24 protein-coding genes and 1 riboswitch are annotated in these 24,814 nt (G+C 50.5%); of the genes, 17 read left to right on the top strand and 7 right to left on the bottom strand.

Annotated elements, in window-relative coordinates; genetic code table 11:
- Positions 1 to 7 precede the first annotated feature (7 nt).
- The 4 genes from RW092_RS07850 to RW092_RS07835 are packed head-to-tail and all read left to right on the top strand — an operon-like array spanning position 8 to position 4,033.
- Positions 8 to 1,270 carry a hypothetical protein gene (locus tag RW092_RS07850; protein WP_316009934.1) on the top strand — a complete coding sequence of 421 codons (1,263 nt, stop codon included), beginning with the start codon at positions 8 to 10 and terminating at the stop codon, positions 1,268 to 1,270.
- A 29-nt stretch (positions 1,271 to 1,299) separates the two neighbouring features.
- On the top strand, positions 1,300 to 1,998 hold the full coding sequence (locus RW092_RS07845) for a response regulator transcription factor (RefSeq protein ID WP_028537588.1): 699 nt from the start codon (positions 1,300 to 1,302) through the stop codon (positions 1,996 to 1,998).
- Complete coding sequence (locus tag RW092_RS07840) at positions 1,995 to 3,440, top strand: sensor histidine kinase (protein ID WP_028537589.1); 1,446 nt, start codon at positions 1,995 to 1,997, stop codon at positions 3,438 to 3,440. The genes RW092_RS07845 and RW092_RS07840 overlap by 4 nt, the downstream gene beginning before the upstream one ends.
- 50 nt (positions 3,441 to 3,490) lie before the next feature.
- The gene (locus RW092_RS07835; protein ID WP_016312086.1) at positions 3,491 to 4,033 is read left to right on the top strand and encodes a GNAT family N-acetyltransferase; all 543 of its coding nucleotides are present in this window, start codon (positions 3,491 to 3,493) and stop codon (positions 4,031 to 4,033) included.
- An 83-nt stretch (positions 4,034 to 4,116) separates the two neighbouring features.
- Here RW092_RS07835 and RW092_RS07830 read toward each other — a convergent pair whose 3' ends face one another.
- Positions 4,117 to 5,337 (bottom strand): glucose-1-phosphate adenylyltransferase, encoded by a 1,221-nt coding sequence (locus RW092_RS07830; protein WP_016312087.1) that lies wholly within the window; start codon positions 5,335 to 5,337, stop codon positions 4,117 to 4,119.
- A 180-nt stretch (positions 5,338 to 5,517) separates the two neighbouring features.
- On the opposite strand from RW092_RS07830, the gene glgB reads away from it, so the two are divergent.
- Positions 5,518 to 7,449, top strand: coding sequence for a 1,4-alpha-glucan branching protein GlgB (glgB, locus tag RW092_RS07825; RefSeq protein ID WP_254899725.1), 1,932 nt, complete (start codon positions 5,518 to 5,520; stop codon positions 7,447 to 7,449).
- A complete protein-coding gene (gene glgA, locus RW092_RS07820) occupies positions 7,446 to 8,876 on the top strand; it encodes a glycogen synthase GlgA (RefSeq protein ID WP_316009933.1) in 1,431 nt (476 codons plus the stop codon). Before glgB ends, glgA begins: the two co-directional genes overlap by 4 nt.
- 29 nt (positions 8,877 to 8,905) lie before the next feature.
- Here the strand turns inward: glgA and RW092_RS07815 are convergent, their stop codons facing one another.
- Positions 8,906 to 10,654, bottom strand: a complete 1,749-nt coding sequence (locus RW092_RS07815) for an alpha-glycosidase (RefSeq protein WP_316009932.1) — start codon at positions 10,652 to 10,654, stop codon at positions 8,906 to 8,908.
- Positions 10,655 to 10,925: 271 nt separating this feature from the next.
- Here RW092_RS07815 and RW092_RS07810 point away from each other — a divergent pair, with 271 nt between their 5' ends.
- From RW092_RS07810 to RW092_RS07795, 4 genes are all read left to right on the top strand, one after another.
- On the top strand, positions 10,926 to 11,777 hold the full coding sequence (locus tag RW092_RS07810) for a transporter substrate-binding domain-containing protein (RefSeq protein ID WP_016312091.1): 852 nt from the start codon (positions 10,926 to 10,928) through the stop codon (positions 11,775 to 11,777).
- A gap of 102 nt (positions 11,778 to 11,879) precedes the next feature.
- Positions 11,880 to 12,542, top strand: a complete 663-nt coding sequence (locus RW092_RS07805; protein WP_016312092.1) for an amino acid ABC transporter permease — start codon at positions 11,880 to 11,882, stop codon at positions 12,540 to 12,542.
- Entirely contained in the window at positions 12,529 to 13,251 is a 723-nt protein-coding gene (locus RW092_RS07800; RefSeq protein ID WP_316009931.1) for an amino acid ABC transporter ATP-binding protein, read from the top strand. Before RW092_RS07805 ends, RW092_RS07800 begins: the two co-directional genes overlap by 14 nt.
- A gap of 172 nt (positions 13,252 to 13,423) precedes the next feature.
- Positions 13,424 to 13,592, top strand: a riboswitch (cyclic di-AMP (ydaO/yuaA leader).
- Between the two features lie 8 nt (positions 13,593 to 13,600).
- Positions 13,601 to 14,293, top strand: coding sequence for a 3D domain-containing protein (locus tag RW092_RS07795; RefSeq protein WP_016312094.1), 693 nt, complete (start codon positions 13,601 to 13,603; stop codon positions 14,291 to 14,293).
- Between the two features lie 84 nt (positions 14,294 to 14,377).
- On the opposite strand, the gene RW092_RS07790 is transcribed toward RW092_RS07795, so the two are convergent.
- Entirely contained in the window at positions 14,378 to 15,214 is an 837-nt protein-coding gene (locus RW092_RS07790; RefSeq protein ID WP_410055519.1) for a polysaccharide deacetylase family protein, read from the bottom strand.
- A 189-nt stretch (positions 15,215 to 15,403) separates the two neighbouring features.
- Here RW092_RS07790 and RW092_RS07785 point away from each other — a divergent pair, with 189 nt between their 5' ends.
- From RW092_RS07785 to mobB, 5 genes are read left to right on the top strand one after another with little or no spacing between them, the layout of a single operon-like run.
- On the top strand, positions 15,404 to 16,099 hold the full coding sequence (locus RW092_RS07785) for a dihydroorotate dehydrogenase electron transfer subunit (RefSeq protein WP_316009930.1): 696 nt from the start codon (positions 15,404 to 15,406) through the stop codon (positions 16,097 to 16,099).
- Entirely contained in the window at positions 16,096 to 17,028 is a 933-nt protein-coding gene (locus tag RW092_RS07780; protein WP_316009929.1) for a dihydroorotate dehydrogenase, read from the top strand. Before RW092_RS07785 ends, RW092_RS07780 begins: the two co-directional genes overlap by 4 nt.
- Positions 17,029 to 17,066: 38 nt before the next feature.
- Positions 17,067 to 17,411, top strand: coding sequence for a prenylated flavin chaperone LpdD (gene lpdD / locus RW092_RS07775; RefSeq protein ID WP_016312098.1), 345 nt, complete (start codon positions 17,067 to 17,069; stop codon positions 17,409 to 17,411).
- Positions 17,408 to 18,676, top strand: a complete 1,269-nt coding sequence (locus RW092_RS07770) for a molybdopterin molybdotransferase MoeA (RefSeq protein WP_316009928.1) — start codon at positions 17,408 to 17,410, stop codon at positions 18,674 to 18,676. The genes lpdD and RW092_RS07770 overlap by 4 nt, the downstream gene beginning before the upstream one ends.
- Before the next feature lie 39 nt (positions 18,677 to 18,715).
- Positions 18,716 to 19,204, top strand: a complete 489-nt coding sequence (gene mobB / locus RW092_RS07765) for a molybdopterin-guanine dinucleotide biosynthesis protein B (protein ID WP_316009927.1) — start codon at positions 18,716 to 18,718, stop codon at positions 19,202 to 19,204.
- Between the two features lie 63 nt (positions 19,205 to 19,267).
- On the opposite strand, the gene xerS is transcribed toward mobB, so the two are convergent.
- The 3 genes from xerS to RW092_RS07750 are packed head-to-tail and all read right to left on the bottom strand — an operon-like array spanning position 19,268 to position 21,531.
- Entirely contained in the window at positions 19,268 to 20,350 is a 1,083-nt protein-coding gene (gene xerS, locus RW092_RS07760) for a tyrosine recombinase XerS (RefSeq protein WP_028537602.1), read from the bottom strand.
- A 23-nt stretch (positions 20,351 to 20,373) separates the two neighbouring features.
- The gene (locus RW092_RS07755; protein WP_085278560.1) at positions 20,374 to 21,042 is read right to left on the bottom strand and encodes a spermidine synthase; all 669 of its coding nucleotides are present in this window, start codon (positions 21,040 to 21,042) and stop codon (positions 20,374 to 20,376) included.
- Between the two features lie 42 nt (positions 21,043 to 21,084).
- Positions 21,085 to 21,531, bottom strand: a complete 447-nt coding sequence (locus RW092_RS07750) for a MarR family winged helix-turn-helix transcriptional regulator (RefSeq protein WP_028537604.1) — start codon at positions 21,529 to 21,531, stop codon at positions 21,085 to 21,087.
- A gap of 164 nt (positions 21,532 to 21,695) precedes the next feature.
- Between RW092_RS07750 and RW092_RS07745 the strand changes: the two genes are divergently transcribed.
- Both RW092_RS07745 and RW092_RS07740 read left to right on the top strand, forming a co-directional pair.
- Positions 21,696 to 22,151 carry a CBS domain-containing protein gene (locus RW092_RS07745; RefSeq protein ID WP_016312104.1) on the top strand — a complete coding sequence of 152 codons (456 nt, stop codon included), beginning with the start codon at positions 21,696 to 21,698 and terminating at the stop codon, positions 22,149 to 22,151.
- An 18-nt stretch (positions 22,152 to 22,169) separates the two neighbouring features.
- Entirely contained in the window at positions 22,170 to 23,411 is a 1,242-nt protein-coding gene (locus tag RW092_RS07740) for an MFS transporter (RefSeq protein WP_316009926.1), read from the top strand.
- 160 nt (positions 23,412 to 23,571) lie between these two features.
- Here RW092_RS07740 and RW092_RS07735 read toward each other — a convergent pair whose 3' ends face one another.
- The gene (locus tag RW092_RS07735) at positions 23,572 to 24,498 is read right to left on the bottom strand and encodes an L-lactate dehydrogenase (RefSeq protein ID WP_316009925.1); all 927 of its coding nucleotides are present in this window, start codon (positions 24,496 to 24,498) and stop codon (positions 23,572 to 23,574) included.
- Positions 24,499 to 24,814: the final 316 nt, after the last annotated feature.

Genomic DNA, 24,814 nt, shown 5'->3' with positions numbered 1-24,814 from the left:
ACGAGTGATGAGTATGTTGACGAAGAGGAGATTATTAGCTTGGGCGGGAGCTTGCCTGCTTCTAATCCTTAGCGGCTGCAGCGTGATCAGCGATCCGAAGTCTTTGATGCAAACGCCGCAGCTCTCCACCGACCGTGCCTCGCTAATCAGCGTCATTAAGGCCGAACTGAAAGGCGGAGAGATCGTCTCACCGCGGGACGTCCGCAATATCAGCTCCATTCGCACACCTGACCTGAACAACGACGGGATCAAGGAGGCGGTTGTCTTCTATGAGACACCGGATGAAGCGGTGCGGATCCACGGCATGATTTTAGAGCATCAGGGCAATTCCTGGGCACTGAAGGTTCGCTTTGACGGCGAAGGCCAGGTCCTCGAAACGTTTGATATTCTGGACTTAAACGGCGACGGCAATTTGGAGATTATCGCTGGTTTCTCCAGCGGCTCCGATGAACTGCAGAAAGGATTAACCGTATATACTTACAATGGCAGTGAAGTCGAGAAGGCAATTGCGTTACCGTACAACTACTTTATGGTGGACGATTTAAATCAGGATAACATTCCGGATATCACGGTTGTGAACTTAAAACGCGAGCAGTATACAACGGTTACAACGTATCAATATGACGGATCTTTTAAGGAATTAAGCCATCTGGAACTCGACGATCCGATTAGCGAGTATTATAATGCGGTCAGCGGCAACATTACACCTAACCTGAAGGGGATTATTCTTGATGCAACGGTGGGAACCCATTCCGCCTTCTCGACGGTGATTGTGATGAAGGACGGGGAGCTTGTTAACCTGTTGCCTTCACAGGATATGACGCTCAAAGGGTATCCGATTCTCAGCGGTGACGTTAACAATGATGGACTGCTGGAAATCGGCATGTTGGAGAAGCCCAAAGGCTGGGAGTATATTTCATTTGATGAAATTCCGTGGCTGTTCTCCTATTACCAGTGGGATGAGAACGAAGGCCTCAAATTCGTCATGCAGCAATACATGGATATGGCTGGACGTTTCTACTTCAACTTCCCGAAAGAATGGCAAGGCAATGTAACGATCGATACGAAGTCCGACAAAAATGAGCACCTCATTTTCGTCAAGATCGATACAAATGAGCCTGTCGCGGAAATCCGCTTCTTTACGCTGTCGGAATGGGAGCGCAATAAAGGAGATTGGGAGCTGCTCGCACGGGATGCCGATAAGGCGATCGGGTTCCTCAGTCATACGGATTTAAAAGTCAACAAAGGCGAGACGGAAATTAAACGTTAAGCCGTTTTTTGAAAGAGGGGGCAACCAAATTGAGCAAAGTGCTGATTTTGGAGGACGAAGAGTCTATCCGTAGTTTTATCGTCATTAACTTGAAGCGGAACGGCTTCGATGTACTCGAAGCGGCGGACGGCAACGAAGCGTTAAGCAAGCTGCAAAGCGTTCCGGACATTGACATCGCGCTCCTCGACGTGATGGTGCCGGGGATTGACGGTTTTGAGGTGTGCCGGCGGATCCGCGAAACGAATGAACGGATCGGGATTATTTTCCTCACCGCTAAAGTGCAGGAGCAGGATAAGGTCTACGCGTTGTCCGTGGGCGCGGACGATCATGTCAGCAAGCCGTTTAGCCCAACAGAGCTGATCGCACGCATTCAATCCCTGCTGCGCCGGGTGAATGTTTACCGTGAGAGCAGTGCGAAGGTGACGTTTACGTCCGGACCGTTTACACTGGATTTGATCTCCAAGCAATTTAAGAAGAACGGGCAGCTGATTGAACTGACCCCGACAGAGTTTTCGTTGATTCAGTTTTTCCTGGAGAAGGAGAATACCCCGCTTAGCCGTGACGTCCTGTTGGATCACGTCTGGGGCAAGGAATATATGGGCGATCCGAAGATCGTGGATGTGAATATTCGTCGTCTGCGGCAGAAGATTGAAACGAATCCGTCCGAACCGGCTTTCCTGCAAACCGTGTGGGGGCACGGTTATAAGTGGAAAGGCGAGGGACAATGATCAAGAAAGGGATTGGACGGCAAATCGTCTTACACTATTTCATCGTTGTATTCGTAACCTTGTTTATGGTCGAGGTGATTTTCACATTGGCCATTCGCATGTATTATTACGATACGATCTATAATCACATGTCCAATCACTCGATGTGGGCTTCGGACTACTTCCAGAAGTTCGTCCGATTGAATGCGGAGGGGGATCCGGATTATTTTACGGAAATGCTCCGCACCTTTGAGCTGGATAATACCGAGCTGATGATTCTGGATCGCAACGGCGAGGTGAAGGCAAGCACCAATCCGTTCCAAGCTGATAAGGCGATTCAAACCAGCGATGTTCCGCAAGCGTTAGCCGGGAACGTTGGCAAATGGATCGGGCGGCAACCGACGACCGGCGAGCTGGTGATGGCCGTTTCAAGGCCGCTGCAGATCCAAGGGCATACGCAATACATCGTCCGTTACGTCACCTCGATGGAGTCGGTCAATTCCAAGCTGCTGAACTTGACCTTCATGTCGATTGCGGTTTCAGCAGCTGTACTGGCCATCGTTACGCTGTTTAGCATCGGATTGGCGAACTCGATTGTTAAGCCCATTAATAATATTCGTGCCGTATCGGCGCAAATGGCCCGAGGGAAGTTCGATGCGCGAATCAAGGGCAATTACCGTTATGAGCTTGGTGAACTGGCAGCTACCTTGAATTATATGGCCGAGGAGATCGTCCGCAGCAATCAGATCAAGGACGATTTTATCTCATCAATTTCACATGAGCTGCGCACGCCGTTGACGGGGATTAAAGGCTGGAGCGAGACGTTAACCTCCGGCGGCTTCGATCCAGAGGAGACGAAGATCGGGATGGGGATTATCGCGAAAGAGACCGATCGTTTGATTGGCCTCGTGGAGGAGATCCTTGATTTCTCGAAGCTGCAATCCAACGAGATGAAGCTCGTAATCGGAGAGGTGAACCTCAAAGAGCTGCTTCAAGAGACGATGCTCAACGTCTGGGCCAAAGCGGAGCAGAAGCATATTCAGCTGAAGCTCGAGGATAAAACGGACGGCACCGCTTTGGTAAGAGGCGACGGCAACCGACTGAAGCAAGTGTTCCTCAACGTAGTGGACAATGCGATCAAGTTCTCCCATGAACAAAGCTGGATTCATCTGGTGATTGATCGTATCGATGATGAACGCGTGAAAGTGGATGTCATCGATTCGGGGATTGGCATCAGTGAGGAATATTTAAACAAAGTGAAGGATCGATTCTTCCAGGTGAATCACCAAGGCGGCGGTACCGGGCTGGGGCTGGCGATCAGTCAGCAGTTGGTTGAGCTGCATCATGGGGAAATGGAAATTCAGAGTGAGCTTGGCGTTGGGACAACCGTTTCAGTCATCTTACCGCTGTTAAGCGATACCCGAACGGAAGAAGCTGTAACCGAATCGGAGACAAAACCTTAATAGTGAGATATAAAAAGAGAGAAAGAAACTTGTGGAGAGAGGGACTTACTATGACACAGCTTATCGATCAACTAGAAACCGCTCAGGGAACGCTTGACATCTCACTGGCAGGCGAAGAGGATTTGGAGACAGTGCAGGAGATATTAGTTGAAGCCGCGACTTGGATGCAAGAAAATGGTGTGAATCAATGGAACCCGCTGCAGTTTACGCCGGAACTGATTCGGTCGTACTTGGCAGACCGTGAAATATACCTGCTGCATGAGTCAGGCGAACCGGTGGCTTTGTTTACGCTGCAGGATTCAGATCCCGATTATTGGGGTGAGCTGAACGTTCCCGGTTACAGTTACCTGCACCGGCTTACGATCCGGTTGTCTTACCGCGGACGCGGGCTGAGCAGTGAAATTTTACGCTATGCAGCGAAACGTTCCAAGGCGCTGGGTCGTCCTGGCATTCGGTTAGACTGCTGGAACCAGAACCCGAAGCTTGTTCAGTTATACGAGGGCTTAGGGTATCAGCTCCAAGGAACGGGCAGCAACAACGGAAGAGAATTTAACTTGTATCAGTTGGACGCTGATATATATGCCCAACTCTAACTTTTGACAATAGCACAGCTAGAAACCAAAGGGACCGCCTCGAAAGATCATCCATGGATTCTTTCGAAGCGGTCCCTTTTGGGTTAGGAGAGCAACCCTTCGGCCCGAAGCCGAGGGGCGTTGTCGTACACTTCTTGAAGCAGACGGGAGGGTTGAGGTCGGCTTGCCGGTTTAGCAAACACGGTTTCGTACGGGGCCACAACGCTGATGTCTCCAGGCTCCGATTTAATGACGGCACCGTCTTTGATGATCGCGCCTTCGCCGATAATCGCCCGCTCAATCTGGACGTTGCGGCCGATTTTCGCGCCCGGCATGATGACGCTGTCCTTGATGCGGGAATACCGGCCAATTTCTGTTCCAGCAAAAATAACTGAACGTTCTACATAGCCTTCGAGTGAACAGTGATCATGAATGAGGGAGGAAGGGGCGGGAGTGTGACGTTTTTTAACCCATCCTTGCATGAGCGGCCGTTCTCGAGTAAACATGGGCCAATCCTCACGATGAAGCTTCCATTCGGAGGATTCAACCAGCAAATCCATATGCGCTTCCCATAGGCTTTGAACCGTTCCGACATCCCGCCAATACCCCTTGAATTCATACGCGTGCAGCGGCTCGCTGCCTGCCAACATTTTAGGGATTAAGTCCTTGCCGAAATCATGACTGGAGTTCGGGTCCGCGGCATCTTCCTCCAACTGGCGCTTTAAGAACTCCCACTCAAACAAGTAAATACCCATGGAGGCGAGGTTACTCGCAGGTTGCGCCGGTTTCTCCGCGAACTCCGTAATCCGGTTGTGTTCATCCTTCGTCATGACACCAAAGCGATGGGCTTCTTCCCAGGGTACTGGCATAACTGAAATCGTTGCTTTGGCCTGGTGACTGAGATGGAAATCCAACATGTGACGGTAGTCCATATGGTAAATATGGTCTCCCGAAAGGATCAGGACGTATTTGGGCGAATGACCGTCGACAAAAGCCATATTCTTGTAGATGGCGTCCGCCGTACCTGTATATTCCTCAACGCCTTCCCGATACGCTGGCAGTAAAGTGATCCCGCCATGCTCGGAGTGCTTCAGCTTCCATGGTTCTCCTTCACCGATGTGCTCATGGAGCGAAGCCGCTTCGTATTGCGTCAAAACCCCGATCGTATCAATTCCGGAGTTGACGCAGTTGCTGAGAGGAAAATCGATGATCCGGTAATGTCCGCCAAAATGCACGGCCGGTTTCGCCTGCTTGGTGGTCAGCGGAGATAATCGTCGCCCCTCTCCGCCGGCAAGAAGCATTGCAATACAGTCCTTTTTCCTCATTTCATTTCCCTCCCGCATGTTTTGGTCTGTGTGGCACATACATTAGGATATAATGTAGATGAAATAAAATATGGAAAATATCCGAAAGTAATACATCTTTTTGATGTAAATACTGAAATTTTATTTGAATTTCTAAAAATAATTGACGTTCTTTCATTTGGTGTAAAGGTGGTGACAGATTTGTTTGATGCCAGGACCGAATCAGCATGGGCTTCCGCCGTATCTCCCACGGATATTTACTTGTTCCGCGAGGGGACATTGTATCAAAGCTACCGCACGTTTGGCGCCCATCCCGTAACCGAAGGGGGAAGACGTGGAGTTCGCTTTACTGTTTGGGCCCCGAATGCATGCCAAGTCGCCGTTGTCGCCGACTGGAACGGTTGGAAAGGGACGCGTGATGTACTATATAAGATACCCGATTCGGGAATTTGGACTCGCTTTTTTCCGGATGTTCCGGTTGGAAGTTTTTACAAGTATGCTTTAACCGGACCGGATGGTAAGACCCGCTTAAAGGCAGATCCCTATGCTTTTTATGCGGAAGTGCGGCCGAAAACAGCTTCCATCATCACGGAATTGGACAACTACATCTGGGGAGATGAGAAGTGGATTCAGAACCGCAGCGCACCTTACGCACAGCCGCTCAACATTTATGAGCTTCACTTCGGGACCTGGCGGCAAAAGACTGACGGCTCGTTTTATACATACCGAGAGATGGTGGATTTGCTAATCCCCTACGTCAAAGAGATGGGGTACACGCATATCGAAATCATGCCGCTCTGTGAGCATCCGTATGATTTATCATGGGGATATCAAGCGACCGGTTATTTCGCCCCAACCAGCCGGTATGGGGAACCGCAGGATTTAATGTATTTCGTGGATTGCTGTCATCAGGCTGGGATTGGCGTGTTGCTCGATTGGGTGCCGGGCCATTTTACGAAAGATGATCACGGATTACGTCTATTTGACGGAACGCCCTTGTTCGAGTATGCCGATCCGGCCAAAGCGGAGAAACCCGGATGGGGGACCCTTAGTTTTGATTTCAGTAAACCCGAGGTGCGTTCTTTTTTGATCTCCAGCGCGATATATTGGCTTGAAAAGTATCATTTCGACGGGCTGAGAGTCGACGCCGTGACCAGCATGATTCGTTACGATTTCGAGAAGCCGTCCTGGGCGGCGGCACGTAACGAAAAGGGCGGTACCGAAAATCTGGAGGCGATCGAATTCTTACGGCAGCTCAACACGGCCGTGTTCCGTTATTTTCCGCATGCTTTGATGATGGCGGAAGAATCCAGCGCGTGGCCGTTAGTGACCGCCCCTGCGCATCAAGGGGGGCTTGGCTTTAATTACAAGTGGAATATGGGGTGGATGAACGATACGTTGGATTATTTCGAGACGCCGTTCCGCGAGAGACCTCACCGTCATCACTTGCTAACGTTCCCGATTTGGTACGCCTATTCGGAGAATTTTACGCTGCCGCTCTCCCATGACGAGGTGGTACACGGCAAAAAATCACTGCTGGACAAAATGCCGGGTACCTACGAGCAAAAATTCGCCGGCCTTCGCCTGTTACTCGGGTATCAGCTGACCACTCCAGGGAAAAAACTGTTATTTATGGGTGGAGAATTTGGCCAATTTATCGAATGGCGTGATCAAGGGGAGCTGGATTGGTTCCTGTTGGATTACGAGTCGCATCGGCAGATCCATGGGTATTGCCAGGCGTTGAATCACTTTTATTTGCAAGAGCCGGCGCTGTGGGAGCAGGATCATGTGCCTGAGGGATTTCAGTGGATCATTCCGGATGATGATCAGCAAAGTGTCATTGGGTATGTGCGAAAAGGAACGCGACCGCAGGAGCTGTTGCTGGTGCTGCTGAATTTTCTGCCGGAGGAGCGGAGGGAGTATCGTGTTGGCGTCCCTTTGCCTGGACGGTACGAGCTTGTCTTTAACAGTGATGATGTTCGATTCGGCGGGTTCGGCTACCCGCAGCCCAAGCTGCAATTAAGCGAAAAAACGGCTTGGAACGGCAGGCCTCAAAGCCTGACCGTTACGCTTCCTCCGCTGAGCATGACCGTGTGGAAGCGTCAAACGCCAAGAAGGAGGGTGAAACGATGAAGATTTTGTTTGCTGCGGCCGAAGTCGCACCGTTTATCAAGACCGGAGGCTTGGCTGACGTGATTGGGGCACTGCCCAAGGCACTGATTGAAGCGGGCCATGATGTGCGGGTCATCATGCCAAGATATCGCGAGCTGCCGCAAGTTTACCGTGAGCGTCTGCATCATCTTGGCACCGGTACGGTTCCGGTGGGGTGGCAGAAGAAGTATGGCGGCATTTCCCGGTTGGAATGGGAAGGGGTTCCCGTGTACATGATTGATAATGAAGACTATTTTGGCAGAACAGGGATTTATGGTCATTGGGATGACGGCGAGCGGTTCGCGTACCTGGATCGGGCGATGCTGGAGCTGCTTCCCCTTACCGGGTTTATGCCGGACATTATTCATTGCCATGACTGGCATACGGCGATGATCCCGCTCTTGTTAAAGGAGCATTACCGCGATCGGCACGAATACCGGAATATTCGAACCGTTTATACCATACATAACTTGTTATATCAGGGGATTTTTCCGAAAGAGATTCTGGGAGATCTGTTGGGGCTCCCTTGGGACTATTTCACACCGGACGGCGTCGAGTATTATGATCAAGTCAGCTTTATGAAAGCCGGCTTAGTCTACGCCAATCATGTGACGACGGTCAGTCCCACTTATGCGGAAGAGATCAAGACCGAGCACTACGGTTATGGGCTGGACGGCCTGCTTCGCTCGATCAGCGGTCGGTTGTCAGGCATCGTAAACGGGATCGATACCCGACTATATGATCCGGAGACCGATCTGGAGCTATTCACCCGTTACAGTCGCAATTTGGAGCAGAAACGCGCCAATAAACCGGTGCTTCAGCGGGAGCTGGGCCTGCCGGAAACACCGGATACGCCGCTGATCTCGATGGTTACTCGTCTGGTCGAGCCGAAGGGGCTGGATCTGGTCATTCGGGTGTTAGATGAATGGCTTAGCACAGACGATGTGCAATTTGTGTTGCTTGGCACCGGGGATCCCGCATATGAAGATTGGTTCCGGGAAGCGGCATGGCGTCATCCCGGGAAGCTTTCGGTCCAAATCAAGTTCAGCGATGCGTTATCTCGGCGCATCTATGCCGGCAGCGACATCTTCCTAATGCCATCGCGGTTTGAGCCTTGCGGCATCAGCCAGCTATTGGCGCTGCGGTACGGCACAATCCCCGTTGTAAGAGAAACCGGCGGCCTCAACGATACTGTGCGTTCCTATAATGAATTTACAAGCGAAGGCAACGGCTTCACCTTCCATAACTATAACGCGCATGATATGTTGTACACGCTTCGCCGGGCGGTGTCGTTCTACCGCCAGCCTGAGCATTGGCATCGGATAACAGCAAATGCATTCGCCGGTGATTACGGCTGGGATGCATCGGCAAGACAATATATTCACATTTATGAGAGCCTAAAGAAATAGCGGACGATTCGCTCGTCCGCTTTTTGTCATTATTTTTGAATGTGCCGATACAAAATGCGGAAGCCGTAAGGATCCAAGGAAATGCTCATGACCCCGTTCGTTGGTGCCACGGCTTCTTCGGTAAGGGCGTCCCGCCAATCGCTCGTTTGCATCGGATGGGTGAGGGTGACTGGCTTGGGGGTATTGTTCATCCACACGGTAAAATGCATCTTCTCATCCATTCGTTCGTATACGATACACGGATCCCCTGGTTCCGCGTGCAGAAACCGAAAATGACCGTGACGAAGCGCCGGATGCTGCTTCCGCAGCCTAATCATCAGCTTGTAGAAATCATACAGCTCACGATCCTGCTTGTTGTGATCCCACTCCATGCACTTCCGGCAATCCGGATCCCCGTCGCCAGTTAGACCGATCTCATCGCCGTAGAACAAGCAAGGCGTTCCGATATACGTAAACAGAAACACCACGCAAAGCTTGAGCTTGCGCTTGTCGCCGCCGACACGGGGCAGCAGGCGAGGGGTATCATGGCTGCCCAGCATGTTGAAGATCACTTCATTCGTTTGATGCGGATATCGCATGATCAGCGCACCCATCTCATCGGAAAAGGCCGCCCCGTCTACACCGCCGTTAAAAAACTCCAGCACTTTATCCGCAAACGGATAATTCATCACGGAATCAAATTGATCCCCCAGCAGCCAGTTCAAGGAATCGCTCCATACCTCACCAATCAGATAAGCTTCCGGGTTCGCTTGTTTGACGACCTGACGGAATTCCCGCCAGAACGAATGATCTATTTCATTGGCGACGTCAAGCCGCCAACCGTCCAACTTGATCTCCTTAATCCAATATTCGGCGACTTCGAGTAAATACTTTTTTAGTTCCGGGTTGGCGGTATTAAATTTCGGCATGTTGGGGAAGAACCCAAACGTATCATACGTTGGGATCCCGTTCTCTACCCTCGCCGGAAACTGGTTGACATGAAACCAACCTGCATACGGGGAAGCTTCACCATGTTTGAGGACGTCCTGGAATGGAGGAAAATGCTCTCCGCAATGATTAAAGACCGCGTCCAACACCACCCGGATCCCACGATGATGACATTGCTCCACCAACTCCCGCAGCAAGTCGTTGTTTCCAAAATGAGGATCAACCTGTTTGTAATCCACGGTGTCGTATTTATGGTTGGATGGAGCCAAAAAAATCGGAGTAAGATATATCGCTGTGATACCTAGGTCGGTCAAATCGTCCAAGTGGTCAATGATCCCCTGCAAATCGCCGCCAAAGTAATTTTCACGGGTCGGCTTGCCTCCCCAGGCTTCAACTGGCTTGGGATCATTGGAGGGATCTCCGTTGGCGAACCGCTCCGGCATAATCTGATAGAAGACCGCTTGCTTTGCCCATTCCGGCACTCGGACTACTTCGTTCTCATGAATATACGGAAATTCAAAGCATTCCCCCGGCGGTTGAGGAGCCTCCGATTGAATGCCTGTGTCCAGCAGGTACACCGTTTCAGTTCCCGCCGTAAGCTTAAAGGCATAAGAAAGACGTTTGAACTTGGGACGCACCGCGACCTCCCAATAGTCGAACATGCGATCATGGGCCGTTTTTTCCATCGGCAGCTCCTGGTAGGTTCCTGTCCAATCGTATTTGTCCCCGGTCATGGCCATCACCTGCTCCACATCATCCCGTTTCGTCCGGATGCGAAGATGGATCGTCGATGAGTCATAGGCATACGCCCATTTGTCCCGGGGCACGTGGTAGAGCGCTTCAAGCAGCACAGATTGGCGCCTCCTCTCGTAAATCGCTAGGGTTGTGATGATGTTCATTATTCCCCAAGGCAGCAAGGACCATGAACCAAATGGGAAACATAATTCAGATTTGAATTGACCAAAGTATGATAAATAGGATTTATGAGGTGCAAAAGGGCAGTTCTGTGAAAACTTTTGAATATCATGAAAATTGTTTTGCATATATATGCATTCTGATTTATAATTAGCCCAGTAATCATCGTCGTGTGATAAAAAGAAAAGCAGAATAGGAGAGAAAAGCATGAAAAAATGGGGCATGTTATTCATAGCGGTCTTGATGGTGACTATGGTGCTGGCCGCTTGTGGTCAGGAAAAAAATAACAGCGGCAACGCGGCAAACAACGCCGGTCAAGCTGCGAACCAAAATGAGACTCAAGCAGGTGGGGATCAAACCGAACCGGCTAAGAAACTGATCGTAGGCATGAGTGCGGACTTCCCGCCATATGAGTTCCACATCAAGAACGACCAGGGTGAAGACGAAATTGTTGGTTTTGACGTAGAAATCGCTAAGGAAATCGCCAAGGATCTGGGCGCGGAGCTGGAGATCAAGGATATGCTGTTCGACTCCTTGCTCAACGAACTTTCTAGCGGGCGTGTAGATCTAGTTATCTCCGGATTAAGTCCAAAACCAGAACGCGCTGAGCAAATCGATATGTCGAAAATTTACTACACTGCAGAACAAGCCATTGTGACGCGTGAAGCTGACAAAGATAAATACTCCACTATGGAATCGCTGGAAGGTGCAAAAATCGGGGTACAAAAGAGCTCGATCCAGGAAGATATGGCGAAGGAAATTCCAAACGCCAAGCTGACCTCGCTGGCTAAAATCAATGACATCATTATGCAACTGACTTCGAACCGTGTAGATGCTGCGATATTGGAAGGACCGGTAGCCAAAGCATTTGTGAAGAACGTCAAAGGCATCGTTATTACGGATGCTAAACCTGAGACGGAAGATGAAGGTTATGTTGTTGGTGTCAAAAAAGGCAATAAAGAATTGTTGGATCAAGTGAATGCGACGCTGGATCGCCTGATGAGTGACGGAAGCATCGACAAGTTCGTCACAGAAGCTACTGAACTCGCAGAGAAATAATACGACACTGATCCATCTTTGCAGAAAATAGCGAGTCCTATCGCTATTTTCTGTTTTTTTGCTTGAAGAGTCCTACTTTAGGCTGGGAGGAATGAACATTTTATGGATTTGATTTCAATGTTTATTGAGTACCGGACTTATTTTCTTACCGGCATTCAGTACACACTTCTGTTAGCAGCCATTGGTGTGTTGTGCGGATTCATTCTAGGGTTAATCGTGGCCCTCGTCCGGATGTCTCCCTGGGGGATCCTCCGGTTTATTGGGCATGCGTGGGTTGAATTTCTGCGGGGGACCCCGATGTTAGTTCAGCTCTTCATTATTCATTATGGTTTTTCTACGATGTTTGGCATTAATTTTTCGCCGATTGAATCCGGTTCAATTACGCTTTCGATCAACAGTTCAGCTTATCTGGCAGAAATTTTCCGCGCCGGGATTCAAGGTGTGGACCGTGGACAAGGAGAGGCGGCTCGTTCCTTGGGGATGACTAAAGGGATGACGATGCGCCACATCATCATTCCTCAGGCAATCAAATCGGTACTCCCTGCCATTGGCAACGAGTTTGTGACCATTATCAAGGAATCATCGATCGTTTCTATTATCGGGATTACGGAATTGATGTTCCAATCCGGCGCGATTGTGGGCATCACCTATGACGGAATGACGCCATACTTGATTGTTGCTATTCTGTACTTTATTCTGACATTCACGCTGTCTCGGATTTTGGGCGTGTTCGAAAGGAAGTTGAAGACCAGTGATCACCGTTAAAGGTTTGCATAAAAAATTTGGCCAACTCCATATTTTGCGCGGGATCGATCTGGAAATCTCCAAAGGCGAAGTTGTCGTCGTTATCGGTCCGAGTGGATCGGGGAAGAGTACGTTTCTTCGTTGCTTGAACCTGTTAGAGGTTCCGACCGAAGGGGAGATCACCTTTGAAGGAGCTTCCATCACTGCCAAAGGCCATGACATCAATAAAACCCGCGAGAAAATGGGCATGGTGTTCCAGCACTTTAATCTGTTCCCGCACAAGACCGTAATCGACAACATTACGCTGGCCCCTATTCGCGTTAAGAAGCTCGATAAAAGCAAAGCGGAAGCAATCGCCATGGATCTGCTTCGCACGGTTGGACTGGAGGATAAGCGGGATGCTTATCCGGCGCAGCTCTCCGGAGGTCAGAAGCAGCGGATTGCGATTGCCCGCGCATTGGCCATGGAGCCGCATGTGATGCTGTTTGATGAGCCAACGTCAGCTCTGGACCCGGAAATGGTCGGAGAGGTGCTTGACGTCATGAAGAACCTGGCTGAGCGCGGCATGACGATGGTTATCGTTACGCATGAGATGGGATTTGCCCGTGAGGTCGGCGATCGCATCCTGTTTATGGATCAAGGCGTCATTTTGGAGCAAGGCACGCCGCAAGAGGTGTTTGGGGCGCCAAAGCATCAGCGGACGCAGGACTTTTTAAGCAAAGTATTATAAATTTGAGGAACCGTTCGAGGATTCGGGCGGTTTTTTTTGTCCTCGGAGGGATCGACCCTATGCTCTAAGTTTACACGCTTTTTACTTTTGAACACAAAAATGTAACCAGTCCAGTCAAGGGATTCCGCCATTTGGTGGGATTTACCTGGCCAATTGGTTACAAAATTGTGATATATTGAGTAGGCCGAAACCTGAACTTGAGGTGCGGGGGACGAAAGATGAAAGCAGAAGCGGTCACGCTGACTGTTTTCTTGGGGTGAAGCGTATCGAGGCGATGCGCCGGGAATGATCCTTTTTCCCGAATCCGACAACTAACTCCGCAGGCGCAGTAAAAAGGAGGGCAATTCACTTGAATACTCGTATTTGGTCTAAACTTGCAGCAACGGCGCTGATTGCCGTAAGCCTTACGATTCCGATGCAGACGATATCCGTCCATGCAGACGCGGTACATAAAGCCGTGGAAGGAGATACATTTTATCTTCTTGCCAAAAAATATGGCGTAGACATGAATAAACTCATGGCTGCCAACCCATCCATCAATCCAAGTAATATATACGCTGGATTGAAAATCACCATTCCGGGCGTCCAGACGCAATCGACAGGAGTAGCTTCTGCTGCTCCGGCGAAGAAGGAAAATGCGGCGACGACAACCGCATCCGCTTCCAAGCTGAAAGTGATGTCCACGGGGAACGTGGTTGAAGCGTGGGGGAAAACCTTTACTTACTCGAAAACGATTAATGTGAAAGCTTCCGCGTATTCGGCATCCGCTAGCGAGAATGGAAAATGGGGAGCGGTTGACTACTTCGGCAACCCGCTGAAGCTGGGCACCATCGCGGTTGATCCCAAGGTCATTCCGATGGGCACGAAGGTGTTGGTAACCGGGCATAACCATGATGGGCTGCCGGATCAAGCTTTTGTAGCTACGGCTACTGACCAGGGGGGAGCTATCAAAGGCAATCGGATCGATATCTTTATTCCAGGCAGTGCGGCAAATGCGAAAGCGTTTGGGTTCCAAGATGTGACGCTTTACGTATTAAATTAAACATGAGGTGTAGATCAAAAAGTCGGTCAGGATATGTCCTGGCCGACTTTTTGGTTTTGCTGGCAAATGGCCGATTCATACGGGTCAGCGGTATTTGGTCGTATGCAGCAGCTCAGAAAGATCAACGAATTGATACCCTTGTGCCTGCAGGGCGTCGATGATCTTCGGCAAAGCTTGAATGGTGCCGGTTAAGTCGGAGCCGATGCCGCCGCCTGAATGTTGAAGGATGATCGAGCCGGGGCCCGCCGTACTCATCACATTGGAGAACACCTTCTTTTCGTCGATCCCTTTCCAATCCTGGGAATCCACATTCCAATTTACGAGGGTGTAACCGTTCTTCTTCGCCCATTGGACTTGTTCTTCCTTAATTTCTCCATAAGGCGGCCGAATCAATTGGGGACGATATCCAACGACGTTCTGAATAATTTTCTCCGTGCGTAAAATCTCGCTCTGGAACTGCTTAATGGAGCGGTTACGGAAGTTCGGATGACTATAGGAATGGTTGCCGATGAGGTGGCCTTCGTGACTCATCCGCCGCAACAAGCCGGGAAACTTCTTTGCTCGCGCCCCAACCACAAAGAAGGTGGCTTTGACCCCTTTGCGGTGAAGTACGTCTAAAATTTGCGGTGTAAACCGCGGATCCGGCCCATCATCGAAGGTCAGCGCAATCTGCTTCACCTCCGGTCCCCGGAAGATGAAGGTTTCTGAATATTTGCGGCGCAGTTCACCAAGATCGGCTGACGTGGTACCTGCAGGTATGAATGTATCCTTATTGTCCGCCTGATTCCCCTGAGATGTTGGGCCCCTAAGTTCGAGATCGCGTGCTGTGTCGGCTTTAACAGGATACAGTTGAGTCCCGCCTGCCATGACTAGAGAAGCGGTCATACAGCAGACCAGAACTTTCTTCAGCTGTATAAGCAATGTGAAGTCCCCCTTCAATCCTAAAACTGTACATGTTCCCTAGTATCCCCTAACTTTGCAAAGATCATAATGGACGGTGCAAAATCGCGCAGATTACTGCCTATGACCAGTTGTGAGAGATGTCACAGACGAACCCGTTAAAAACATGCATCCTTTGATGAAGTGTAATCAAATGGATGGGGGGAGCTTATGGCAATCGTAGTGGCGAACAAAGAAATATCACCAGGGGTGTTCAAACTGTCGGTACAAGGGCGATTTACGGGAAAAATCGGGCAGTTCTACATGTTGCGCGCCGGGGAACGCTACCCGTTACTGTCCCGACCGATCAGCATCTTTGATCTTGAAGAGGATCGGCTGGATTTCTTGATCCAGGTTGCGGGAGAAGGGACGACTCGGTTGTCTGAACTGAAGCCGGGCGACCGCTTGACCTTGGATGGGCCGTTTGGGAACGGGTTTCCGTCGCTTGTGGGAAGGATTGCCTTTGTAGGTGGCGGTATCGGAATTGCTCCGTTCTATTACGCGCTGAGAGAAGCACCGCAGGCGGACGTATATCTCGGCTTCAGCCGTGAGCCGTATATGGTAGAGGAGTTCCGTACTTTAGCCCGCGGTAACGTGACGGTGGATGTCGGCGGCTCGATTCTAGAGAAAGTGGATTTTCGCGCGTACGATACGGTGATCGCTTGCGGACCTCATCCGATGCTGTATGCCGTGCAGCGCAAACAGGAGGAAATCGGAGGTCAGGCGAAGGTATACGTCTCCTTAGAGAATCGGATGGCGTGTGGAATCGGCGCATGCCTTGTCTGCAGTTTGAAATGCAGAGATGGCCGGAAGAAGGCTTGCGCGGATGGGCCGGTATTTTTGGCGGATGAGGTGGTGTTCGCATGACGGATTTATTGTGCCAAATCGCCGGCGTTTCCTTTAAAAATCCGATTGTGATGGCCTCTGGAACGTTTGGCTTCGGGAAGGAATATGGTGCAATTTACGATATCAATCAACTCGGCGGGTTGTCAGGCAAAGGACTGACGCTGCATCCGAAGGCAGGGAACGAAGGCGTTCGCGTAGCTGAGACGGCATCGGGGATGTTAAACAGCGTGGGATTGGAGAATCCGGGCATCCACGCTTTCCTGCGTGAAGAATGTCCGAGATGGGAGCAGCTGAACTTGGTTCGGATCGTAAACCTGGGCGGAAATACAATCGAAGAGTATGTGGAAGGCGCGAGGCTTATCGATGAGGATGAAGCTTGGCGGAGACGAGAAGGCAGAACTGCAGTGGATATGATCGAGCTGAACATTTCCTGTCCAAATGTCAAAGCCGGGGGCATGGCGTACGGGATCAAAACGGAGATCGCCCGTCAGGTCGTTCGAGAGGTTCGAGCAGCAACGACGCTGCCGCTGATCGTGAAGCTGTCGCCGAATGCCGAGGATATCGTAGGTATGGCGGTGATGTGCCAGGAGGAACAGGCGGATGGCGTCTCGCTGATTAATACGTTTTCGGCGATGAAAATCGATATCTCCAAGCGGCGGAGCGTGTTCGATAATCTGTATGCGGGTCTGTCCGGCCCGGCAATTAAGCCAATCGCATTGCGGATGGTGCATCAAGTCTGTCAAGCCGTCACCCTGCCGGTGATGGGGATGGGCGGCATCAGCAGCGCAGAGGACGTCGTTGAGTTTATTATGGCCGGCGCAGCCGTTGTTCAGGTGGGGACGCATAACTTCGTGCATCTTCGAGCGGGAGAACAGCTAATTGCTGGCCTAACGGCCTGGATGCAGGCGGAAGGGGTTCAAACCTTGGACGAAATCCGCGGAATCCTTTAAAATAAAGGGCATACTGCAAGTGGAAGGAGCTGCGGAAATTGGCTTTTGAAGATATTAGGCTGGAAGCGATTCCGGTTGGCCGCGATTTACTGCTGCTAATGACTGGAGGCGTCTCCCATATCGGAGCGGCGTCCACCGCTTATCAAGCAGGGGGAGACATCGAAGTATTGACCTCTGCCGTACCGGGGCATAAAGAACACACCTTAACCGAGGGCTATGCCCGCCGCGCATCCAAGGCGCTTGGTCGAACGGTTACCGTGGTCATGGGAATTCATTACGACAATTTAAGCAAAGAAGAAATTAGGGAGATTGCCAAGAAAACCTCCGAAATGCTGGATCAATATTTACAGGAGCAGCAAGGGAATGGAGTGGATCCCCAATGAAGACAACGGACCAGGCGAAATTTCGCCGCAAAGCGTTGCCCGTGCCTGAAGCCCAGGCGATCGTTCTGTCCTACGCTAAGGAGATCGAATCGGAGATAGTTCCCTTGCCGGAGGCGTTAGGTCGAATTTTGGCGGAGCCGGTAACTGCGCCTCATGCCTATCCCCATTTTCGGCGTTCAGGGATGGATGGGTTCGCTATCTTGAGCCAAGATACTGTGGGTTGTCATACCGAACATCCGGTCTACTTGGAAGTGGTTGATGAGATTCCTGCTGGCTCCGTTCCCAACGTGAAATTGAAACCCGGACAAGCTGCCCGAATCATGACCGGGGCGAAAGTACCCGATCAAGCGGACGCCGTGGTGATGTTTGAGATGACTGAGGCCGTGACTCGGGAAGGCAAGCCTTACATCCAATTGATCCGGGAAATTGAATCCGGGAAGAACATCACGCCAGTGGGTCTGGAGCTGTCGGAGGGCGATGTGATTCTTGAGCCTGGCCGCAGGTTGTCCGCTGGTGAACTGTCGGTGCTGGCGACGTTTGGCATTCACCGCGTTCCGGTGAAGAAACGGCCGCAGGTTGCTGTCTTCTCCACCGGCTCGGAGCTGCTGCGCATCGATGAACCGCTTCAGGACGGTCGAATCCGTAACAGCAATACCTATATGTTGTATAGTCAAATTATCGAAGCAGGCGGCGAACCGATCCTGTTTGAGGCCATCGAGGACGATTTGGCCCAAGCGAAAGCGCAGGTGGAAGCAGCGATCGCCAAGTATGACCTGGTCGTAACCACCGGCGGTGTGTCTGTAGGTGATTATGATATCATGGCCGACCTGTTGTCGAGCGACAGCGTGGAGATGTTATTCAACAAAGTTACGATGCGGCCAGGCAGTGTCACATCTGCCGCAGTGAAGGATGGCAAACTATTGTTCGCTTTGTCTGGCAATCCCGGGGCTTGCTTTGTGGGCTTCGAGCTGTTTGTGCGTCCGGCAATCGGTCGGATGATGGGGGTTGCGAAGCCGTTTTTACCTGAGTTCACCGCTGAACTCGCCCGTCCTTACAGAAAGATCAACAACTTTACCCGGTTTGTCCGCGGCCGGTTGGAGGTGCGGGAAAGCAAGCTCTACGCAATTCCTGCGGAGCTGGATGAATCGGGCGTAATGATCACGATCAAGGACAGCGACGTACTAATCGTGATTCCTCCTTCTAACACGGAGATGCAGGCAGGCGAGCGGGTAACCATACTGAAGCTGCCAGGCAGCGATCTCTAATGGAATGTGTTCATAGGAAGGACGAGGGAGGAAACGGGCGTGGCAGCGGTAGTACAAATCGTCGGTTATAAAAACAGCGGAAAAACAACGCTCATCACCCGATTGGTGAAGATATTTAATGATATGAATCTTCGTGTAGCTGTCATCAAACATGACCTGCACGGTTTCGAAGCCGATCGAGAGGGAACGGATTCGTTTCGTTTCCGAGCGGCAGGAGCAGCGGGGGCGGCGATTACCTCGCCATGGCGAACGGCCGTGTTCGAGGAGCAGGAAACACCGCTGGTTCAGCTGATTGAGCATTTTGCTCAATATGATTTGATTCTGGTTGAAGGCTTTAAGCGGGAAAGGTATCCGAAAATGGTCTTGTTGCGCTCCACAGAGGACGAGCCGTTGATCCAGGAACTGCAGCAAGTCATCGCGGTTATCCAGAAGGAGGCGAACTTCGCCGCTAATCCGTCTGGGATCCGCCGGTTTCAACGGGATGAGATTAAGCGAATGGCAGCGTACATCCGACATAACTTGATGTAGGCGGAGCCAAAAAAGGACTTCCCATCATTGAGACGGGAAGTCCTTCTGTGATTATACCTAATGCTAGCTGCTGACCCGGCGCTCAATCGCTTCGGACATCGTCTTGTCCGTGAGATGTGCATACACTTCGGTTGTTTCCGTCGACGCGTGACCGAGCTGCTCTTTGGTCTTGTAGATATCATTCTGCAAATAATAGTCGGTGGCGAAGGAATGCCGCAGCTTATGAACCGTCAGGTACGGCTTGCCGAAACGTTTGGCGTACTTGATAATCATCGCTTGAATCGCGCGTTTCGTCATCCGTTTTCCTTCTTTTTGTCCATTGGGGATGGCTACGAACAGGGCCTTCTCCCGCTTGGGTGTACGATATCGTGATGTCCGAAGTGTCAGATAGGCAGCTAAATCGTCTCTGCATTGCTCTCGGAAGTACACCGGCGTTTTGAACGACTCGTCATTGTTACCTTTCCGGTATACATAAACCAGCTTATTTGCCAGATCCAAATCATCGATGTTCAGGTTAACGACCTCAGAGACACGTAATCCGGAGTTCAGAATCAAGCTGACAATGCAGGCGTCGCGTTCTTTGTTCAGCTCATACGCATAAAGCGCCTGTTTATTGTCTGCTACATCCCGCCCATATCCTTCGGCGATGTAGGCAATAAATTCGGTTAACTCGTCTTCTTCCAATATTTTGCCTTTAAGTTTAGCCGCGGTATCCTTCGGTTTATGGATTCGTTTAATCTCTACCTTCGCCATAATGTTTCGTTTTAGCAGCGGGTAGAAGTTCTCGTCTTCGGCAATTTGACTGAGGTAATGGAACAACGAGCGTAAGGAAGACATTTTGCGTGAGACTGTAATTTTGGAGTTCGTGCTTTCAGTTCGTGTGGTTAAGTAAAGCCGATACCCCACAATGCTCTCCATATGTAGAATCTCCAGGTCGTGGAGGGTCACTTGGGCATTTGTCTGCGCTGCAGTTAGCCCCTCCGCTCGAAGCCAGCTGAAGAACTGTTCGTAATCCCGTACATACTCTAAAAGTGTAGAAGGGGAAAGATCAGGCAGCTTATAATCGATAAACTGCTGCACGAACCAGGGCATGGATACGACCTTCTCATCCAATTTCTTGCGGTCGATCACTTTTTGAATTTGCATAAAGGCACCTCCTGAATGGCTGACTAGCAGTGAGATCCACGGACATAGAAAATATAATCGGGCTCCCCGTGCATTTGCGGTACCTCACGGATCTCTACCTCTCCGAACGCCTCCTTGAGCCGAAGGGCGAAATCCGGGGAAGGGGTAGCACTCCAGAAGGAGAGGCAGCCGCCGGGCCGCAGCCGGCTTTGCAGCGCAGCCAGACCGGCTTCATCGTATAATGACGCGTTGGCGTCAAACACTTTCCAATCCGGACCGTTGTCAATGTCCAGACAGATCAGATCAAAGGTCTCCGCCGTTGCTCGAATCCAGGCGACCAGATCTCCATGAATCAACCGTGTTCTCGGATGCGCTAAGGCCTCATCGTTTACATGCGCCAAAACCGTCCGGTTCCACTCAATCACCTTGTCTTCAATCTCCACCACGGTGGCTTCCATTACGCGGGGATCGAGAAGGGCTTCCTGCAGCGAAAATCCAACCCCTAAGCCGCCGATCAGCACCTTCTCGGGGGAGGGCACGAGTTCTAACGCGCGGCGGACCAGCAAGCGCTCAGACTCACCGTTATACGTCGCCATCAGAAAGGTGCCGTTGCTGATAATTTCAAACTCCTCGCCGCGACGTTGGAGCTGGATTTCCCCGCGAGGGGATTCCGTACGTTCGATGATTTCAACTGGTAAATCGACGTGATTCATCAGAGTAACCTCCAGTAAGTTACGTAATAGATATTATGTAAACTAATTTCGCGCTATTGCGTTTAACTTCATCAATTCGTGATTAAATTTCTGCAACAAAGCAGCAAACGTCACGGTGTCTTCCGCTGGCCAGTCTTCCAGCAGCTCTTGAATCCGTGCTAACCGGTTGGCCTTGTAAGTTGTAAACTCCTTCAAACCGAGCTCCGTGATCTCCATGAAGAAGGCACGACGATCCGCCGGATCCGGGATTCGTCTGACATATCCTTTATGTTCTAAAGCCGCTGCTTGGCGGCTGACGGTTGAGATGTCTAATTGAAATTCTTCGGCCAAAGCTTTGACACCTACCGCACCTTGATCATAGATCCGATGTAATAGCAGATATGCGGCACGGTCTAGACTCCCGTTTTTGCGGGAAGCCGTTACAGTAGTCATTCGTCGATAAAGGACGGCAAGTTCCAGTTCGATTGTTTCTAGTGATTTGTCATCCATAATTTTAAATACCTCACAGCCAGATAGGATATTTTTATCGTATCATAGAATGGAAAAGAAATTAAATGAATGCGGGCTTCCTAAACAGAAAGCGCTTTTATGCATTCAAGCAATTGACAACAATTTATATAGTTGTATAATACAATTTCATGAGGGGGATAACCATGCAAGCGCATGAGATCATGATCAAACACGTTTACAAAGTCAAAGAAACCGATACGGTACGTTCTGTGATTGAACGATTCATGGAATACCGGATCAGTGGACTTCCGATCGTTAATGAACGCAATGAGATCGTGTCCTACATTAGTGATGGCGATATTATGCGTTACATCGGTAAACATCGCGACGTTGTGGTAGATTCAATTTATTACGTTGCTGTGTTTAAAGGAGACCATGAAGATTTTGAACAGCGTGTACGGCGCCTGCTTGATCTCAACGTCATGGAAATCGGGAAGAAGAAAGTTTACACCGTGCCGTGGGATGAGGAAATTGAGAACATTGCGGCGATCTTAGGGAAGAAACAGATTAAGAAGCTCCCGGTCGAACGCAACGGAGTGCTTGTTGGAATTATCAGTCGGGGAGATGTGATCAGGCATTCCTTTAAATCATTTTTATAACCCGGGAAAGGAGTCTTTATGTCATCATCAAACACCATTCAGTACGCAGAAACGAAGGAGCGTTTAGAACTCGAGCAGGCGAGTCTTATCAAACAACCCAAGGCCGTTTGGGCTGTTTTTTTTGCCGCGATCATCGCTTTTATGGGCATCGGATTGGTTGATCCGATCCTGCCGGCGATCGCGAACAGTTTGAACGCAACCCCCAGCGAGGTAACGTTACTGTTCACCAGCTATAATGCTGTCATGGCGGTCGCAATGTTAATTACAGGCACACTTTCTTCGCGCATTGGCATGAAGTGGACCTTGCTTTCCGGCATCATTTTGATCGCGGTCTTCTCCGCGCTCGGCGGATTAGCTGGTAATGTCTGGACGATCATCGGATTGCGCGGCGGCTGGGGACTTGGAAACGCCTTGTTTGTCGCTACCGCTTTGTCGGCTATCGTCACATTATCCGGCACCGGGACGGCCAGAGCGGTCATTTTGTACGAAGCTGCAGTAGGTCTCGGCATCTCGGTTGGCCCGCTCGTTGGCGGTTGGCTCGGTGCGGTGTCGTGGCGCGGACCGTTTCTTGGGGTCGCCTCGCTGATGGTGATCGCCTTCATTGGACTTAGCACCCTCATGCCTAATTCGTCCGCAAGTACCGGCTCAAAGGCATCTCGTACTTCATTGGCGGCTCCGTTTCTGGCCATGCGCCATCGTTCGCTAGTGGTGTTCGGCTTAACTGCTTGCTTCTATAACATCGGTTTCTTTACGCTGATGGCTTATGCTCCCTTCGTGATGGGGCTGGATGAACATGGACTAGGTTACGTGTTCTTGGCGTGGGGGATTTTGTTGGCGATCACCTCCGTATTTACTGCACCGAAGCTGCAGGAGAAGTTTGGTACGGTAAAATCGATGGCAGTGATGCTGTCCCTCTACGCACTGATGATGCTTGTGATGGGCATTTGGACGAACCATCAATGGGTGATTATCATAGCTGTCATTGCCGCCGGGGCAGTGCTGGGGAACAACAATACACTGATCACAACAGCCGTTATGAACGCGGCACCTGTTGAGCGTTCCACAGCATCGGCTGCCTACAGCTTCCTCCGTTTTCTGGGCGGAGCGGTCGCACCGTATATGGCAGGCAAACTGGCCGAGTGGTTTAATCCACATGTCCCGTTCCTCGTTGGCGCCGGTTTCGTCCTGTTGTCGGTAATTTTTATTGCCCTAAACCATAAGCATGTGAAACATGTTGATGAGCTGAAGGCGGGGCATTGATTCAGCGACAGATTAAGCGAAGCAGAACGGTGCAGAGATCACTCAGCTTATGAATTAACCTAGTGAATTATAATGATTAATGGGATGAAATAAATAAAAAAGAACGTCTGGAACCGCAGATAAGCAGTTCGGACGTTCTTTTGCATTTTATGGGTGAGGATTACAGATCCAGCTTGGCGATTTCCGCCTTCAACTTATTCGCCGAAGCGTGGAACCGAGTTAACTCTTCACTATCCAGCTTCAAATCCAGCACTTCGCGGACGCCGGAGCGGTCAACGATGCTCGGTACCCCAAGGTATACATCGGAGACACCGTTATAATCCGTCAGCAATGTCGAGACGTTCAGAACGGAGCCTTCGTTCTGCAATATCGAGACGATGATGCGGTCTAACGCCAGCGCAATCGCGTAGTATGTAGCCCCTTTGGCGTTGATGATCTCGTATGCAGCGTTTTTCGTATTATTGAAGATTTCTTCACGATCTTCATCAGAGAATTCCAAGCCGATGCCGGCGACATTCGCCAAGCTCCAGAGCGGAACCTCGGAATCCCCGTGTTCGCCGATGATATGAGCATGAATGCTGCGTGGGTTAATTTTCTTGTTCTGTCCAATTAGGTAACGGAAACGTGCGCTGTCCAGCAGGGTACCGGAGCCGATGACACGGTTGGACGGGAATCCGCTTTTCTTCAATGTAACGTAGGACAGAATGTCGACGGGGTTCGTTGCTACGAGAATGATGCCGTGATTATTGTATTTCACAATATTCTGAATGATGCTGTCAAAAATAACGGCATTTCGTTTGAGCAAATCGATCCGCGTCTCGCCTGGACGTTGAGAAGCGCCTGCGGCGATAACAATGACATCAGCCTCCGCACAATCGCTGTAATCTCCAGCCCATAGCTTTACACCACCAGTGAAGGGAAGACCATGGTTCATGTCCAGGGCTTCGCCCAGTGCCTTCTCCTTATTGGCGTCGATCAAGACCAGCTCGGACACCCGTTCTCTTAAGAGCAACGTATAAGCGGTTGTCGCACCAACCGCTCCGGTGCCGATAATTACAACCCGGCTGGAACTCATTTGGTTTTTCATGTTTTTCATCTCCTCGTCGTGTTCTCCATACTTTTGCTTGCACCGTTGGTGGGTTTCTTAACCTTCAGGATGCAAGCACTTCAGGGCGCTTCGTTTCGTCATAGATAGAAAGCGCGTTATGTATTTGGGTTACAACCATTGTACCCGAAGAAAGTTCTAAATTTAAAGTAAAATCTGAGATGTTCACATTTTAAATAATATAATAAGCACAGTCATTTTCTAAATTAAGGTGGGATTTCAAGTGCATTACATGTTGATTGTGTTATTGGAATTTCACCCTTCTTGGCTGGCATTACCACGAGAGGAACGCAGGAAG

Source organism: Paenibacillus sp. 3LSP (assembly GCF_032465655.1).
GTDB classification, from domain to species: Bacteria; Bacillota; Bacilli; order Paenibacillales; family Paenibacillaceae; genus Fontibacillus; species Fontibacillus barengoltzii.
The sequence above is the reverse complement of the archived record's forward strand: the minus strand, read 5'-3'. Positions and strand labels throughout refer to the sequence as shown.

What these genes read in the sequence shown, in the direction of transcription:
- RW092_RS07850 (WP_316009934.1), top strand. Translation starts at nt 8, where the DNA reads ATGAGTATGTTGACGAAGAGGAGATTATTAGCTTGGGCGGGAGCTTGC.
- RW092_RS07840 (WP_028537589.1), top strand. Translation starts at nt 1,995, where the DNA reads ATGATCAAGAAAGGGATTGGACGGCAAATCGTCTTACACTATTTCATC.
- RW092_RS07835 (WP_016312086.1), top strand. Translation starts at nt 3,491, where the DNA reads ATGACACAGCTTATCGATCAACTAGAAACCGCTCAGGGAACGCTTGAC.
- RW092_RS07830 (WP_016312087.1), bottom strand. Translation starts at nt 5,337, where the DNA reads ATGAGGAAAAAGGACTGTATTGCAATGCTTCTTGCCGGCGGAGAGGGG.
- glgA (WP_316009933.1), top strand. Translation starts at nt 7,446, where the DNA reads ATGAAGATTTTGTTTGCTGCGGCCGAAGTCGCACCGTTTATCAAGACC.
- RW092_RS07810 (WP_016312091.1), top strand. Translation starts at nt 10,926, where the DNA reads ATGAAAAAATGGGGCATGTTATTCATAGCGGTCTTGATGGTGACTATG.
- RW092_RS07805 (WP_016312092.1), top strand. Translation starts at nt 11,880, where the DNA reads ATGGATTTGATTTCAATGTTTATTGAGTACCGGACTTATTTTCTTACC.
- RW092_RS07785 (WP_316009930.1), top strand. Translation starts at nt 15,404, where the DNA reads ATGGCAATCGTAGTGGCGAACAAAGAAATATCACCAGGGGTGTTCAAA.
- RW092_RS07780 (WP_316009929.1), top strand. Translation starts at nt 16,096, where the DNA reads ATGACGGATTTATTGTGCCAAATCGCCGGCGTTTCCTTTAAAAATCCG.
- RW092_RS07770 (WP_316009928.1), top strand. Translation starts at nt 17,408, where the DNA reads ATGAAGACAACGGACCAGGCGAAATTTCGCCGCAAAGCGTTGCCCGTG.
- xerS (WP_028537602.1), bottom strand. Translation starts at nt 20,350, where the DNA reads ATGCAAATTCAAAAAGTGATCGACCGCAAGAAATTGGATGAGAAGGTC.
- RW092_RS07755 (WP_085278560.1), bottom strand. Translation starts at nt 21,042, where the DNA reads ATGAATCACGTCGATTTACCAGTTGAAATCATCGAACGTACGGAATCC.
- RW092_RS07750 (WP_028537604.1), bottom strand. Translation starts at nt 21,531, where the DNA reads ATGGATGACAAATCACTAGAAACAATCGAACTGGAACTTGCCGTCCTT.
- RW092_RS07745 (WP_016312104.1), top strand. Translation starts at nt 21,696, where the DNA reads ATGCAAGCGCATGAGATCATGATCAAACACGTTTACAAAGTCAAAGAA.
- RW092_RS07740 (WP_316009926.1), top strand. Translation starts at nt 22,170, where the DNA reads ATGTCATCATCAAACACCATTCAGTACGCAGAAACGAAGGAGCGTTTA.
- RW092_RS07735 (WP_316009925.1), bottom strand. Translation starts at nt 24,498, where the DNA reads ATGAAAAACCAAATGAGTTCCAGCCGGGTTGTAATTATCGGCACCGGA.